We start from the raw sequence: 14,060 nt of genomic DNA on the forward strand, positions 1-14,060 counted from the left end.
GTCTCAACGTCGCTCGCCGTCGGTGTTAAGTCGTGCGTCCCGTCGCGGGAAGGGTCGGCGGACGGAGCGACCGCCCGGTTCGCTATCAGACGCGATAGCCGGCGGGCGGTGTTTAACCGTTCCGGGCACCGAGGTCGGGACATGTACCCCGAAGCGCGCGCCCAGAGCGAGGTGATCGGGACCGTGCTGCTCTTGGGGATCACGATCGCCGCCGTGACGGCCACGGTGGCGACGGGGAGCGTGGCGCTCGCGACCGTCACCGACGAGGCGCAGGCGACGGGCGTCGAGAACGGGATGTCCCAGTTCACCTCACGGGCCAGCCTCGTCGCACTCGGCGGGGCGGACGCCAAGCGGTTCGACCTGGGATCCGTCGACGGCGGCGACCTCCGGCTCGAGGAGGACGCCGGGCACGTCGAGGTCCGGATCGAGCGACCCGACGGGAACGTGACGAACGAATCGTACTCGCTCGGGACGCTCGTGTACGCCGGCGAGGGCCGGGAGGTCGCGGTCCAGGGCGGCGGCGTCTGGTCGAGCGACGGCACCAGGGGCCGGATGGTGTCGCCGCCGGAGTACCACTACCGCGGGGAGACGCTCACGTTCCCGATCGTTCGGCTCACCGGCGAGGGCGAGCGGCGCACCTCCGATCGCGGAACAGGCGTGGTTCGACAGCGGACTGCCGAGGAGGAGGTCTTCCCGAACGTCTCGAACCCGCTCGAGAACGGGACGGTCGTCGTGGAGGTCCGGAGCGACTACTACGAGGGCTGGTACGACTTCTTCAGCCAGCGTGCGGAGGGTGACGTGACGAAGGACGACGCGAACCGGACGGCGACCGCCCGGCTCGTCGTTCCCGGCGAGGTCGAGCTGGACAAGCCGCTCTCGCTCGGGAGCGAGGACACCCACACGGACATCCCGCTCGACGAGGACGACTACGAGCTCGGGGTCTCCCACCCGTCGCCGTCCGCGGTCATCGACGAGCGGATCGAGAACGCCTCGACGAGCGGCCAAGCGGTCGACGACTGTTTCGACGGCGGAACGTGTACCGCGGGAGTCTACCACGCCGACGGCGACGTCACGTTGAGCGACGACGTCGAGTTCGACACCGCCGGCGGCAACGTGACCGTGGCGATCGACGGGGACTTCGACATCGGCGGAAACGACCTTCAGATCACCGACGGAAGCGACAACGCGGTCACGTACTACGTCAACGGCAGCGTCGATATCAACAACCCGACGATAGGGACCACGGCGTCGTCGATCGACGCGGAGCGAACCCAGTTCTACGTGAACGGCGGGATCGCGGAGAACACGAACGGGATCGGAAACGCCGATATCGACGCGGTCATCTACGCGCCGAACGCGGACGTGGAGGCGAACGGGAACCCGACGCTCAGGGGCGCGTTCGTGTTCGAGCGGCTCGATCTCGGCGGCGCGTCCTCGATGGCGTACGACGCCGATCTGCGCGACCTCGAGTTGACGATCTCCGGCGGTCCCGGACAGAACCCGATCACGTATCTCCACGTGAGCCGGAACGAGGTCGCGGTCCGGTTCGACTGACCGCGCGGCTTCGGCGGCCCGCGGCCGAGCCTCGTCGGCTCACCGCCGGTAGGAGACATCCACCACGATCACGCGCACGTACACCGCCGAGTCGCGGTCGACCTCCGCGACGACGACGTCGCCGGACGTTTCCCCTGGGTCGATCGTGAACCCGTCCGTTTCGGCGAGGTACTGCTTCCACGCGTCGGCCCGCGGCGATTCGATCCGAACCCGGATCGCGTGGGGATCGAGACCCGACTCCGGAAAGGCCATCCAATTCACTCCGCCGACCTCGGCGGCTATCTGTACCGTCCCCCCACCGTTGATCGCGGATGGGCCGTTCTCCGAGTGCGTAGTCCGGACGATCGGAATGACCGTGCGGTTCGCCGTTGGGGAGGAAGCGAACCGGGGCGTCGAGCGAAACAGCGTCGTCTCTCCGTCGGTTCGGAACTGCGCGCCGGCGTCGTATCCGATCGTCGTCTCACCGCGAGTGTACGTCACGGCGTCGACCTCCGCGGTGGAATTGTTGCCGATCCGCGTCCCGCTCGAATCGACCTGTTCGACGGTGATGGTCGTCGTCGACGACAACGAGAGCTCGCCGCCGCTGAGCCGGATCTCGGTCGCCCGGCTGGGATCGCCGTACCGTTGGATGTCGCGAAGATTGTCGTCGAGGACGTCGAACGCGCGCTCGACGTTCTCGACGCGCTCGGCGTTCCGTCTGTCCTCCAGCCCCGCCATACCGACGGCGAACACCGACGCGATCGTCGCCGTGACGAGCGCGAACACCAACACGTAGCCGACGACGTCGCTCACGCCACGGTCGTCGGAAAGAGAGGGGCGTCCGCGGATCCCCTCCGACCCGGAGTGACGGTCGGGGCTCACCGTTCCGTCACCTCTAGCGTACCGGCGCTCGGGTCGTCCCCGTCGGCGACGTACGCGATCCGGACTGGCCCACCCCGAACCGTCGTCCCCTCGACGGTCGTGTTCGACCGGTACGGAACCCGGAGGCTCGCGTCCGGCCGCGTCGTCCGGAGGATCACGGCGGAGTCGGCGTCGGGATCCGGACCGTCCACGATCTCGACGGTGTACGGGACACCCGCCACCCGCGTCGGGAGGTCGACGTCGACGGTCGCGACCGCGGTCCCGTCGGCAGGGTCGACGTCCGGGTCGGTCCGGCCCGCCTCCGCGAGTCGGGCGAGCCGGTCCGCGGCTTCGAGGTTCGCGGCGAGCGACTGTCCCGTGACCTCGAGGTCGCCGTGGACCGCCCGTTCGGTCTGTGCGTCGATCACGCCGCCGACGCCGATCACGACGCCCGAGAGCAGCACCGCCCCGATCGCGAGCGTCAACACGTAGCCGACGGTCGTGCTCACGCCCCGGTCGTCGCGGGAGATCGAGTCGCCCGAGCCGAGCGGCCCTCCCGAGGGGATCCGGTCACGCACGCGGCTCACCCGGCGCGACCCGAACGGTGGTCTCGAACCGGAGGTCGGCCGTCCGGTAGCGGAGGTCGACCGTGGCGTCGTAGACGGCGGGCGAGGTCCCGTCGTGGTCGGCACCGGGATCCGACCCCGCCGGCCGCGGTCGAACGGTCGCGGTCGCGGTGCCGTCGGCCGCGTCGGCGTTCCCGAACCGGATCGCGTACGCGTCGGACGGAGCGAACAGTTCCGCCGGCCAGACGCCCGGACAGGCGGTCTCTCCGAGCCGCTCGGCGGTGAGATCGAGGGTCGCGTTCTCGTCCGACGCGGCCGCGATCGAGCACCGGACCGTCGGGTCGCCGCCGCCGGTCCCGTTCGCGACGACCACGTCGTCGGTCGCGTTCCGATAGACGTACACCTCCCGACTCTCCGAGAGCGCGGGTCCGTCGAAGACGACGTGGAACGCCTCGCCGGTCGCGTCGCTCGGGGTCGTCGTCGCGAGGTCGTCGGCGGAGAGCGACAGCGAGAACCCCCGCGTGCGGTCGATCCCGTCGACGAACGCGTACGCCGTCGCGTCCGTGTCGTTCGCGAGCGACGTGGCGTTGCCCGCGGTCGAGAGGTACTCCCCCCTGGTTACCCGTGATTCGTTGGTCTCGAGATGGACCACGCCCCCACGCTCCGCGTAGCTCCGCGCCATCCGCGCGTCCAGGGCGGCGACCCCGTCGGTCACGTTCGTCACCTCGTGTGACGCCCGTTCCTGCCGGTTCGTCGCGTCGACGAGTTCGCCGACCCCCCCGACCGCGGTCGCTCTGACCTCCGTCGCCTCGCCGTCGGCCGCCTCGATCCCGCGAGTCGCGAGGTTCTCGGTGAATATCGTCGCGTTCAACAGGACGACGAGTGCCACGAGCGAGACCGCCATCACGAGTCCGGCGACCACCAGCAGCTGGCCGCGGTCGGCCTCGCGAAGTCGCCTCCCGTCGGGAGGGCCGAGGCTCACATCCGCCATACGACGATTCGCACCTCCAGGTGGTTGTATATCGGGCCGTCGTCGACCGGTGGCGCGTAGAACCGCTCGTTCGGGTCGGCGTCCACCGCTTCGAGAGTTCGCTCCTCGAACCCGTCGGCGGTCAGCGTGGCGTCGTTCGACACCGTGATCGACCGGCTCGCCGTCACCGCGTTGTCGCTCGGTGACCCCATGTCCACCATGACCTGTCGTTTCACCGGCTTGTCGCCGCCCTTCGCCGAACTGTCGTGATACTGAACGTACACGTTGAACGCGATCCGCCGGTCGAGAAAGGTCCGGTCGAGGGCGTCACCGAAGGCGTTCGGCGGGCCGCCCCCCGTGTAGTATGCGCGCTCCTCGGTGCTCGCGTCGAACCCTCGCTCGACCGTCGCGTTGCCGGGATGCCAGTCGAGGACCGCATCCCGCAGATCCCCGTTCGCGGCGCTCGTCTCGAGGAGGCCGGTCGCGGCCGCGCGCTGCTGGTTCTCGATGTGCTGGTTCGACGTGCTCGCCGACAGGGGCGTCACCGCCGTCGCCTGGAGCGCGAACGTGAGCCCGGCCACGAGCAGGATCGCCGCCACGAACGCCTCCAAGGTGTGCGCCTGGCCGCGGTCGTCGGGGGCGGTCGGAGGGCGGGCGAGAGGCGAGCGGGACATCGTCACCACACCCGCACCGTCAGGCGGTACTGGTCCCCCCGGAGCGAGACGACGCGGCCGGAGACGGTGACGTCGTCGGCCGTCGCGGTCGGGTCCGCGGTCGATCGGTTCAACGTCGTCCCGACCGTCCCGTGTCGGGTCTCGAACTCGACGGTCGCCGGGTTCCCGGCGCTCTCGTCGAGTTCGTGGATCACCACCTGGACGTCGTCGTCGACGCCGAACGGCGCCGCTGGACCGGTCTCGGCGTCGAACGGGCAGCCGGCGTCGTCGGCGAGCGTTGCGTTCCCTTCCGCCTCGAAGAACGCGACCGTACACGCCGGCGAGAGGACGCCCGGCTCGGTCGGCGCGTGGACGGCGGCGGGGTCTCCCGAGGCGTTCGCGGAGACGCCGAGTGAGTCGACCGTCCCGGCGGCGATCCGGTCGGCGACGAGCGGCGAGGCGGTCTCGCCGGCCGCGAAGGGCTCGAAGAGCGTCGGAACGAACGCGACCACGAACGCGAGCGCGATCAGGAACACGCCCGCGCCGACGGCGAAGTCGATCTGGGTCTGCCCGCGGTCTCCCCGACGGATCTCGCCCGCAGCGGCGTCCCTGCGGGATCGGTCACCCGACATAGATCCACACCCCCAGCGCGAGCGTCATCAGGACGACGGCGAACTTCAGCCCGGAGAGGAGCCGAGCGTCACGGATGTAGCCGGCGATGAATCCCGAGAGAACGGCCTGGATCGTCACCGCGTGAAAGAACAGCATCGAGAGGACCTCGGGGTCGACGCCGCCGCCACCGCCGCCGAACCCGCCGCCGGCGACGCCGCCGGAGGTCCCCGACGCGCCCTGTGCGAGCCCGCCCATCACGTCGATGAACTGCGTCTGGAGGATCGCCATCACGCCGAGGAGGGTCACGTACGTCATGACGATGATCGCCACCTGCATCCGGGTCCGCGACCGGCGCTCGCGCTCGATGTCGTCCTGGTTCTCGGAGGCCTGCGCCGCGGTGGTCAACACGTCCGTGATCTGCGAGGACGCCTCCTGGGCCTCCGAGATCAGTTTCACCGTCCGTGCGAGCCGCGGGACCGCGTACGTGTTGTTGAACTCGACCATGGCGTCGCGCAGGCTCATCCCGTAGTTCACCTTCGCGTGGATCACCTCGAACTCCTCGGCGAGCGTCCCCGAGGAGGTGTCCGCGACCGTCCGGATCGACTCCAAGAGCGTCTGGCCCGTGTCGTTGGCGGAGGAGAGCTTCCGGAGGTTCTCCGAGAGCTTCCCCGTGACCGACCGCTTGGCGCGCTGGTCCCACTCGTAGAACGCCGTGAGCGGCACGAGCGTCAGATACGCCGGGACGTACACCCAGATGAACGCCGACCAGACGGGGCTGTCGATCCAGCCGTCGACGGTCGTCGGCGCGGACCCCGACGTGACCGCCACGACGACGAGCGCCAGCGCGGCGGGGACCGTCATCGCGAGGGTGTACAGCGGGTTGTCCCGCAGGAAGTGGTGCGGGGCGGCGAGGATCCGCTTCGTCTTGTAGGTCCCCTCGCGGTCGCGGATCCGGTCGAAGACGCTCGCGCGACCGACGAACGCCTCGATCAGCCCGAAGTGGAGCAGTCCCTCGCGGCTCGTCTGCCGGAGCCGGTCGCTGCCGCCGTCGGGCCGGAGGTAGCCGTCGCCCGGCTCGTCCTGTTTGACGGTCGAGACCAACACGAGGAAGCCGATTCCGGTAAGCGGGATGAGGAGGTACACCGTCGCGTACAGCAGGAAGTCGTCGGCCTCGCCCATCATCCCCATAATGACGAGGATGATGATGAGAAGCAACGGAAAAAGCGAGAGCGTCATGTACATCTCCCCGAACAGCTCCAGCGTCTCGAGGGTCATCTCGCGCTCCTGTTTGGACGTCCGGAGGTGTTTCTCCTTTTTGTCCTTCAGGAACGGCTCCATCTCCCCGCCGGAGTTGACGATGGAGAGCATGTCCGCGAGGAACTGTGAGAGCTCCTCGGAGGGCGTCTCCATCGACTGCGTCCGGATCGCGTTCCGGTAGTCGGTCCCGAAGTACTCCGTCTCGTTGATGATGTTCTGGAACTCCCGCGACACCTCCCCGTAGGTGTCCTCGGCAGTCGCCATCGCCCGGAGGATCTCCAGTTGATTGAGCCCGCCGACCGAGAGGGCGTACATGAAGGAGACGGAGTCGGCGAGAAGCAGGTTGATCTCTCGCTCCCGGCTCGCCGACCGCGAGTACGGGACCGCGAGGAGTCCACCGAACCCCGTCGCGAACCCGATCGACCCGAAGACGACCCCGCTCGTCAGGACCGCGACCGGCACCACGAGCGACCGTAGCAGCTGCCGGGTCCCCTGGTTCGGAACGGGGATCCCGAGCGAGAGCGACTCGGCCGAGATCACCCCGAGCGCGAACACGCCGTATCCCAGGAGCGTTCCGACGACGGCGAACGCGAACCCGACCAGCACGCCGACCCCGAGCGCCCTGGAGACGTACATCTCGACGGGGTCGGTCATTCGCGCCTCCGCGAGCTTGCGCTCGACGTCGCCGACGAGGTCGCCGTCGGGGTCGAAGAGCAGTCCGAAGGCGGGGTAGAACAGCTGCCCGAGGAGGTCCCCGTCGACCGAGTCGCCTCCGACGCCCGCGTCGAGACTCATCGACGCCTCCGATGGGAACTCACGGCGTCACCCCTCCTCCTCGGTGGGCTCGACGGACTCGAACCCCCACCCGTCGTCGGCGGGGCCGGCGTCGTCCGCGTCCTCGTCTGCGCGTTCGGTCCAGTCCTCCTCACCTTCGGTCCAGTCCTCCTCACCTTCGGTCCAGTCCTCCTCACCTTCGGTCCAGTCCTCCTCACCTTCGGTCCAGTCCTCCTCACCTTCGGTCCAGTCCTCCTCACCTTCGGTCCAGTCCTCCTCACCTTCGGTCCAGTCCTCCTCACCTTCGGTCCAGTCCTCCTCACCTTCGGTCCAGTCCTCCTCACCTTCGGTCTCGCTCTCGTCCGAGTCCACGTCTCCCTCGTCGGTCGCGTCGTCCCACCCGCGATCGATCGAGTCCGCCGGCGTTCCCTCGATCGACGCGCCGCCTCCGACGAGGTCGTCCGCCCCGGCGTCGGCCTCGGGAACCGGTCCGACCACGTCGATCCCGTCGCCGAACGGGCGGCCGAAGTCGATGTCGCCGTCGGCGGAGCCGTCGTCGGAGGGAACGTCGCTGCCGCCGGTCGGCCCGCTCGCCTCGGACGGGGCGCCCGCTCTCGCCTCGGACGCCTCGTTTGCCTCCGCCTCGATCGCGGCGGCGTCGGCCGCGATCGCCTCCAGGGCCTCCCGCTCGTCGTCGGGGCGGGCCTCGACGCCGCGGGCGGGATCGACCGCGAGCAGCGCGTCGGCGACCGAGTCGGGGACCGACCCGCGGTAGGTCTCGAACACGTCCTCGGCGTCCGCGAGGATCGCCGCCGCCTCCTCCCGTCCGTCCTCGTCGGGATCGGGTCGGGGGACCATCTCCTCTTTGTCCCGGTCGACGTCGATCAGGACCGACTCCATCTCCCGGAGGTCCTCCAGCGAGCGCTCCAGCTCGTCGTTGGCCATCAGCGCGAGGACGGTCTCGGGATCGTTGATGAACGCCTGGAACGTCGCGGCCACCTGCGCATAGCTGTTGAGTCCGCGGTCGATGAGGTACGCCAAGACGATCCGGCGCTTGCGAAGCTCCTCGTCGAGGGTGGCCCGGCTCCACCCCCGGTCGAACATGATCTCCTCGAGGACGTTCGAGTCGCCCATCCGGAGGAACTCGTCGGTCTCGGCCTGCCACTGGAAGACGTCCTGGACGTTGATCTCGTCGTTCTCGGCGTCGTAGTGGTTGATCTCGGTGAGCGACTTGTTCCGACGGACCTTCCGTCCCTTGACCCGCGTCGACGTCTGGATCGACACCAGATCGAGCGCCGTGAACATCGTCTTCGAGACGTTGATCGGGTCGGTGGTGAACCGCTTGAGCACCTCGCCGACGGAGTCGGCGTGGAACGTCGTGTAGGTGGTGTGGCCCGTCGACATCACCTGGAAGGCGGTCCGGCCCTCCTCGCCGCGGATCTCGCCCATCACGATGTAGTCGGGGCGCTGCCGGAGCGCGGCCTCGAGCAGGTCGAACTCGTCGACGTCGCCCTTGTCGTCGTCGGAGAAGGACGGGCGCGTGACGGAGGCGATCCAGTTGCGCTGGGGGAGTTCGACCTCGCGGGTGTCCTCGATCGAGACGATCTTCGCGTTCGAGGGGATGAAAAGCGAGACCGCGTTCAGGCTCGTCGTCTTCCCGGAGGCGGTCCCGCCCGCGAAGATCAGGTTCTTGTTGTTCTCGATACACAGCCAGAGGAACGTCATCTGTTCGAGGGAGAACGTCCGCCAGTTGATGAGGTCGATCGGCGTGAAGGGCACGTCGTTGAACTGCCGGATCGTGTAGTTGGTTCCGTGATCGGAGACCTCCCTGCCGAGCGTGAGCTGCGCCCGCGAGCCGTCAGGAAGGGTCGCGTCCACCTGCGGTCGGCGCTTCGAGATCCCCTTGCCCGAGCGCTGAGCGAGCTTCACCACGAAGTCGTCGAGCTCGTCGGTCCCGTGGTAGACGTTGGTGATGATCTGCTCGTAGTCGGCGTGGTAGACGAAGACCGGCGAGTCGTACCCGTCACAGGAGATGTCCTCGACGTTGATGTCGTGTTTGATCGGGTCGATCCGCTCGTACCCGATGAAGTCGCGTTTGAGGTAGTACAACAGCTTCTCGACCTGGTACGCCGAGAGGGTCCGTGCGTCCTCCTCGAGCACCGCCGGCTCCGGACGCGCGCTGATGGTCACGGGGGCGCCCTCACCCGCGGCGTTCCCGTCCTCCGGCGGACGGTAGCCGACCGCCCCGGCGAGCCGTCCCGGAAGCCCCTCGGTCGGGTCGATCCCGAACCGGTCGAGGTCGATCCGGCCGAGGAGGTCGCTCACGAACTCGTTCGTCCCGGACGTCTCCTCGTAGAGGCCGTACCGGTCGAGCAGGGTTCGGGTCTCCTCGGCGATGACGCCCTCGCGGAACGCCTCGTCGCCGCCCGCGATCGACTCGTCGGCGTACTTGATCGACGTCCGGAGCTTCCCCGTGAGGAACTCGATCAGGTCCGTCTCGATCCGCGTCAGGTACGGCTGGACCGCGTAGTACTTCCGCTCGTTCTCCTTCGTCGAGCGGAAGACGATCACGAACGCGTACGGCTCGTTCACCCAGTAGCGCTCCTCCTCGCGGAAGTGCGTCTTCTTCGGCATCGGGACCGCCTTCTCGAGGTCGTACCGGTTCACGAAGGTGGTCGCCCCGTCGGCCGTGGAGAAGAACGCGTCCTCGTCGACGTCGGGGTTCACGTCGACGGTTCGCTCGTCGACCAGCGCTGCGAGGTCGCTCGCGGCGTCCCCGCCGGCAGCGAGCGCCTCGCCGATCCGGTCCGGATCGAACCCCAACGCGTCGACCTTGTCCTCGTGGGTGAACGCCAGCGGCTCGCCCTCCTCGTCGGTCGGGGGGGTCCCCTCCTCGTCGTGGAAGTACTCGTCGGCGTAGTCGTCCCACGTGTAGTACCCCTTGAGGACCGGCATCTCGTAGAGGTCGTACCGGGCGTGACACCGGTCCCACAACACCTCGCCGACCGCGGCGGCCGACCGGACCCGACCCGCGGCCTCCGTCGGGTGGAATCCGAGGAGTTCGGCGGGATCGAACGCGACGCGGTCCCAGTCGAGATCCGTCGGCGGGCCGGCCGGAACCGGCTCGACGTCCGTGCCGGAGACGACGACCGACTCAGACGCGCCGTCCGTTTCGGCCGGCTCGTCGTCGGGGTCGGGATCCCCGTCGTCGGGGTCGGGATCCGACCCGCGGGCGTCCCCGTCCCCGGAGCGGTCGTCGAAAGCAGTGCCTTCCTCGAAGGCGGCGCGGTCCTCGAAGACGGCACGACCGTCGACGACGACATCGCGGTCGCCGACGACGAGCGTCCCCTTCTCGGGCGTTCCGTGGCCGTCGACAGCGGTCTTGCCGTCCGCCAGGAAGGGCTCCACGACGCCGACCGCCCGGAGGGTCCCCGTACGGTTCGCGTCGTCGAACCGCCCCTTGACCGCGCTCGCCGGCACCGAGGGAACGTTCGGGACCCACTCGTACAGCGTTTCGGCGATCCCGTCGTCGCCGCGCCCCTCGAGGAACTCCTGCCAGGTGTACCGGCCGACCCTGACGGGGTCGCCGGAGGTCGGCACCGTGCTCGTCCTCCGTGTCGTACTCGTCGTGTTCGTCGCACTCGTACCGTCGTCTGACGCGGGCGTCGCTTCCGCCCTCTCCCCCCCGTCACCGTCCCCGTCGGTGACGGGGTCGTTCCCCGCGTCCCCTCCGTCCATAGAGCGAACCACTCGTCTCCCGTTGAAAAAGGTGTCTCGCAAATATCCGGGTTTGATAACCTCGGTGTCGGGAGCGTGAACTTTTAGCCGTTCCTCCGCGCACTCGGGGACGTGACTCGTCTCCGTCGGCTGCGCGATCGGGCGGTTCGCCGACGGGTGCGCGACGCGATCGCGGAGGAGCTGCTCGGGGATCCCCGCAGCCTCGCCGTCGTGTTCGCGCTGACGGCGTTCATGTTCCTCATCGGCGTCGACTACTACGCCGGCACCCTCGGAGAGGTCCCGACGGTCCTGTGGCCGCTGTACGCCGACTCCGCGGTGGCGGTCGCGCTCGGCGCGCTCTCGCTCGCGACGCTGCTTCCGACCGTCGGCTCCGGCGAGCCGGTGACCGAGACGCCGACGAACCGTCCCCTCGCGTACCTCCACACGCTCTCGTTCGTCTGGCTCGTCCAGTTCGGGCTGTGGCCGCTGGTCTCCCTGAACCTGGCGTTCGAGTCGTACGTGACCGCCCCCGACGCGTGGATCTACTACTGGGGCGTGTTGGGGACGCACCTGTGTTTCGTCGGCCTCGCGCTGCTGTTCCCCGCGTTCGGCCGGACGACTCGCGGTGCGCTGGCTGTCGCCGGCGCGCTCGGCGTCGCGAACGTCGTCGTCGACTACTGGGCCGGCTACTACCCACCGCTTTTGTACGAGCCGGGCGTCGGCCTGGCACTCGCCACCCTCGGGATCGCCGGGCTCTGCGTGTGGCTCGCGAGCCGGTCGTTCCGGCGGCTGGACGCCGAGTCGGCGTGAGACGCGAGCGGCGCGGTGAGACTCGCTTACACTAGCGGTCGATGCGTTCAACGAGGACGACCATCGACGCGAGATTCGCGCCTTGAAGAAAGATAATTATACGGCGTACGTCATATGACAGGAGACAGCAGTTCTAACCGGGTCCCCAGTCAACCGGTTGTCGTCCAAGAGGATACTCATCAGAACGAGATCCCAGAGAACAGTGACTCAGCGCTGTATTCAGTGGACGGCCCGGCCAACTCGTTCCACGAATTCAAAATCGAGCCCGACGATGCGCTCGTTGAAACACTTCGTGTTGACATCCTCCCGCGCCCGAAGACGCGGGAGTCCCACGGCACCGCTGAGATGGGATATTACCCACGGTAAGTGACCTCCCTTGCCGAGAGTTCACTCACCCGCCCCCAATTCGACCGACCACTTGCGGCAGACATTCTTCCTCCGGTTGAACGTACGAGTAGTGGTCCGCAACCAGATCGGTGACGTCGACATCCGCGTGCCCGGCCGGCGCGGTCGCCGACGCTGCGAGACTCCCATGACCGATTGCGCGAGTCCGATCCGAAGCGCGATACCCTCACTCCACGACTTCGACGATCCCGCGCATTCCCTGCGTCTGGTGCGGCGTACAGACGTACTCGACGGTCCCGGTCTCCTCGAACGTGTACTCGAAGGTGTGGCCGGCCTCGTCGGTCAGTTCGGACTCGAACGCGTCGTCGACGTCGACGACGTTGTGCCCGCCGCCCTCGCCGGTCCACTCCCAGATCACGGTCGTCCCGACGTCGACCCGGACGTTCGCGGGAGCGAACGAGAGCCCGTTTTCGGCCCCGACGGCGACCTCGACCGTCTCCCGGCCGGTCCGGTCGACCGGGTCCGCGTCGGTCCCGTCACCACCGCCCGATCCGCCGGTCAGTCCGGCACAGCCGGCGAGAAGGGCGATCGAGGCGGCACCGCAGGATCCGACGAGCGCGCGACGGCTTCGTTCGACCATGTCGCGGGGGAGGGCGGCGATCGAGTAAAACGTCTCGACCGCTCCCCGGCGATGGGAACGGGTTTTTCACCGACAGCGCCGAAGGAGCCGGTATGAGCGAATGGACCGACGCGATCGTCGGCGAGCGGATGACCGTCGACACCGAGTTCAACGACCGCGTGATGGCCTCCCGGTTCTCCAGCCAGGAGTGGGGACTGATCATGACCGCGGCAGAGTTCGAGATCGAGAACTCCGAGGACCCCGAGGCGGCGCGGATCGTCGCCGACACCTCGAACCTCCCGGCGATCATGCCCGAACTGGAGAACGTCCGGTCGCAGGTCGCCGCGATAGGCGGCGGGGGCGGTCCCGACGGCGCGAGCCGCGGCTCCGGCGGCACGGGAGACGGGATCCTCGACTCGATCAAGGGCGCGCTCGGCCTCGGCGGGAGCGGCGGGAGCGGCGGCACGACCGACGAGGAGCTGGAGGCGGCCGAACGGCTCCTCGAGGAGTACGCCGAGGAGCTTCAAGCGCACCTCGAGCAGGTCGGCAAGTGGGATCAGGTACGGGTCGCCTACCAGGAGTGACCGACGTCTGCGGCCCGCTGCCGCGGCCGACGGATACAACCGCCGAGCCGGCGAACGGCTCCCCATGACCGATATCCCGCTCGAACACGTTCACGTCGCTCCCGATGACGACGCCGCTCCCGCTCCGGCGGTCTTCGTGCTCCACGGTCGCGGTGCCGACGAGGAGGACCTCCTTCCCGTCGCGGAGTCGCTCCCCGACGACCTCCACGTGATCAGCCTCCGCGCGCCCGACCCGCTCCAGGGCGGCTACACGTGGTACGAGCTCGACCTCTCCGGCGGCGGGCTCCACGAGAGTCAGCCGCACGCCGCGGACTTCCGGCGGAGTCTCGATCTGGTCGACGAGAGCGTCGCGGCCGCGATCGACGCCTACGGCCTCGACGCCGACCGGATCGGCTTGCTCGGGTTCAGCCAGGGTGCGATCACGAGCCTCTCGCTCCTCCTCGAGGGCCCCGACTCCTACGACTGGGTCGTCGGGCTCCACGGCTACCTCCCCGACTCACACGCGGAGCTGGCACCCGACGGGATCGAGGGGAAGCCCGTCTTCGTCGGTGCCGGCACGGGCGATCGGGTGATCCCCGAATCGAGAGCCGAGGCGGCCGTCGACCGGCTGACCGAACTCGGCGTGGACGTGACCTACGAGACGTACGCGACCGGTCACGGGATCGGCCGGGAAGAACTCGCCGACGTGGTCGCGTTCGTCGGCGCGCGGGTCGCGTGAGGACGCACCGATGCCAGGCGGGAGGACGACGACGCGCGGGA

At 68.8% G+C, this 14,060-nt stretch carries 12 protein-coding genes and 1 pseudogene; 4 read left to right on the top strand and 9 right to left on the bottom strand.

The features are described 5' to 3' along the window. The first annotated feature begins 141 nt into the window (after positions 1-141). A complete protein-coding gene (locus tag NO889_RS04780; protein WP_256411124.1) occupies positions 142-1,554 on the top strand; it encodes a DUF7289 family protein in 1,413 nt (470 codons plus the stop codon). A 39-nt stretch (positions 1,555-1,593) separates the two neighbouring features. Here NO889_RS04780 and NO889_RS04785 read toward each other — a convergent pair whose 3' ends face one another. The 7 genes from NO889_RS04785 to NO889_RS04815 all read right to left on the bottom strand — a co-directional run bounded on the left by NO889_RS04785 (position 1,594) and on the right by NO889_RS04815 (position 10,748). Continuing rightward, positions 1,594-2,346: a DUF7289 family protein gene (locus NO889_RS04785; protein WP_256411125.1), complete on the bottom strand. Its 753-nt coding sequence runs from the start codon at positions 2,344-2,346 to the stop codon at positions 1,594-1,596. A 65-nt stretch (positions 2,347-2,411) separates the two neighbouring features. Then, positions 2,412-2,981, bottom strand: coding sequence for a DUF7266 family protein (locus NO889_RS04790; protein WP_256411126.1), 570 nt, complete (start codon positions 2,979-2,981; stop codon positions 2,412-2,414). Next, positions 2,965-3,951 (bottom strand): DUF7261 family protein, encoded by a 987-nt coding sequence (locus NO889_RS04795; RefSeq protein WP_256411127.1) that lies wholly within the window; start codon positions 3,949-3,951, stop codon positions 2,965-2,967. Before NO889_RS04795 ends, NO889_RS04790 begins: the two co-directional genes overlap by 17 nt. After that, the gene (locus NO889_RS04800; protein WP_256411128.1) at positions 3,939-4,604 is read right to left on the bottom strand and encodes a DUF7288 family protein; all 666 of its coding nucleotides are present in this window, start codon (positions 4,602-4,604) and stop codon (positions 3,939-3,941) included. The genes NO889_RS04795 and NO889_RS04800 overlap by 13 nt, the downstream gene beginning before the upstream one ends. A 2-nt stretch (positions 4,605-4,606) precedes the next feature. Beyond that, positions 4,607-5,215 carry a DUF7287 family protein gene (locus tag NO889_RS04805; protein WP_256411129.1) on the bottom strand — a complete coding sequence of 203 codons (609 nt, stop codon included), beginning with the start codon at positions 5,213-5,215 and terminating at the stop codon, positions 4,607-4,609. Next, positions 5,205-7,247 carry a type II secretion system F family protein gene (locus NO889_RS04810; RefSeq protein WP_256411130.1) on the bottom strand — a complete coding sequence of 681 codons (2,043 nt, stop codon included), beginning with the start codon at positions 7,245-7,247 and terminating at the stop codon, positions 5,205-5,207. The genes NO889_RS04805 and NO889_RS04810 overlap by 11 nt, the downstream gene beginning before the upstream one ends. Positions 7,248-7,274: 27 nt before the next feature. After that, positions 7,275-10,748 (bottom strand): ATPase, T2SS/T4P/T4SS family, encoded by a 3,474-nt coding sequence (locus tag NO889_RS04815; RefSeq protein ID WP_425498814.1) that lies wholly within the window; start codon positions 10,746-10,748, stop codon positions 7,275-7,277. Positions 10,749-11,075: 327 nt separating this feature from the next. Between NO889_RS04815 and NO889_RS04820 the strand changes: the two genes are divergently transcribed. Next, positions 11,076-11,753 carry a DUF1405 domain-containing protein gene (locus NO889_RS04820; protein ID WP_256411132.1) on the top strand — a complete coding sequence of 226 codons (678 nt, stop codon included), beginning with the start codon at positions 11,076-11,078 and terminating at the stop codon, positions 11,751-11,753. Between the two features lie 391 nt (positions 11,754-12,144). On the opposite strand, the pseudogene NO889_RS04830 reads toward NO889_RS04820, so the two are convergent. Together NO889_RS04830 and NO889_RS04835 are read right to left on the bottom strand one after the other, a co-directional pair. Next, positions 12,145-12,321 (bottom strand): annotated as a pseudogene (locus tag NO889_RS04830) (DUF726 domain-containing protein); the annotation flags it as partial. A 3-nt stretch (positions 12,322-12,324) separates the two neighbouring features. Continuing rightward, a complete protein-coding gene (locus NO889_RS04835; RefSeq protein WP_256411134.1) occupies positions 12,325-12,738 on the bottom strand; it encodes a halocyanin domain-containing protein in 414 nt (137 codons plus the stop codon). Positions 12,739-12,830: 92 nt separating this feature from the next. Here NO889_RS04835 and NO889_RS04840 point away from each other — a divergent pair, with 92 nt between their 5' ends. Further along, positions 12,831-13,301 carry a DUF5799 family protein gene (locus NO889_RS04840; RefSeq protein WP_256411135.1) on the top strand — a complete coding sequence of 157 codons (471 nt, stop codon included), beginning with the start codon at positions 12,831-12,833 and terminating at the stop codon, positions 13,299-13,301. Positions 13,302-13,365: 64 nt separating this feature from the next. Further along, positions 13,366-14,019: an alpha/beta hydrolase gene (locus tag NO889_RS04845; RefSeq protein WP_256411137.1), complete on the top strand. Its 654-nt coding sequence runs from the start codon at positions 13,366-13,368 to the stop codon at positions 14,017-14,019. Positions 14,020-14,060 lie beyond the last annotated feature (41 nt).

The organism is Halorubrum rubrum (assembly GCF_024494685.1).
GTDB lineage: Archaea > Halobacteriota > Halobacteria > Halobacteriales > Haloferacaceae > Halorubrum > Halorubrum rubrum.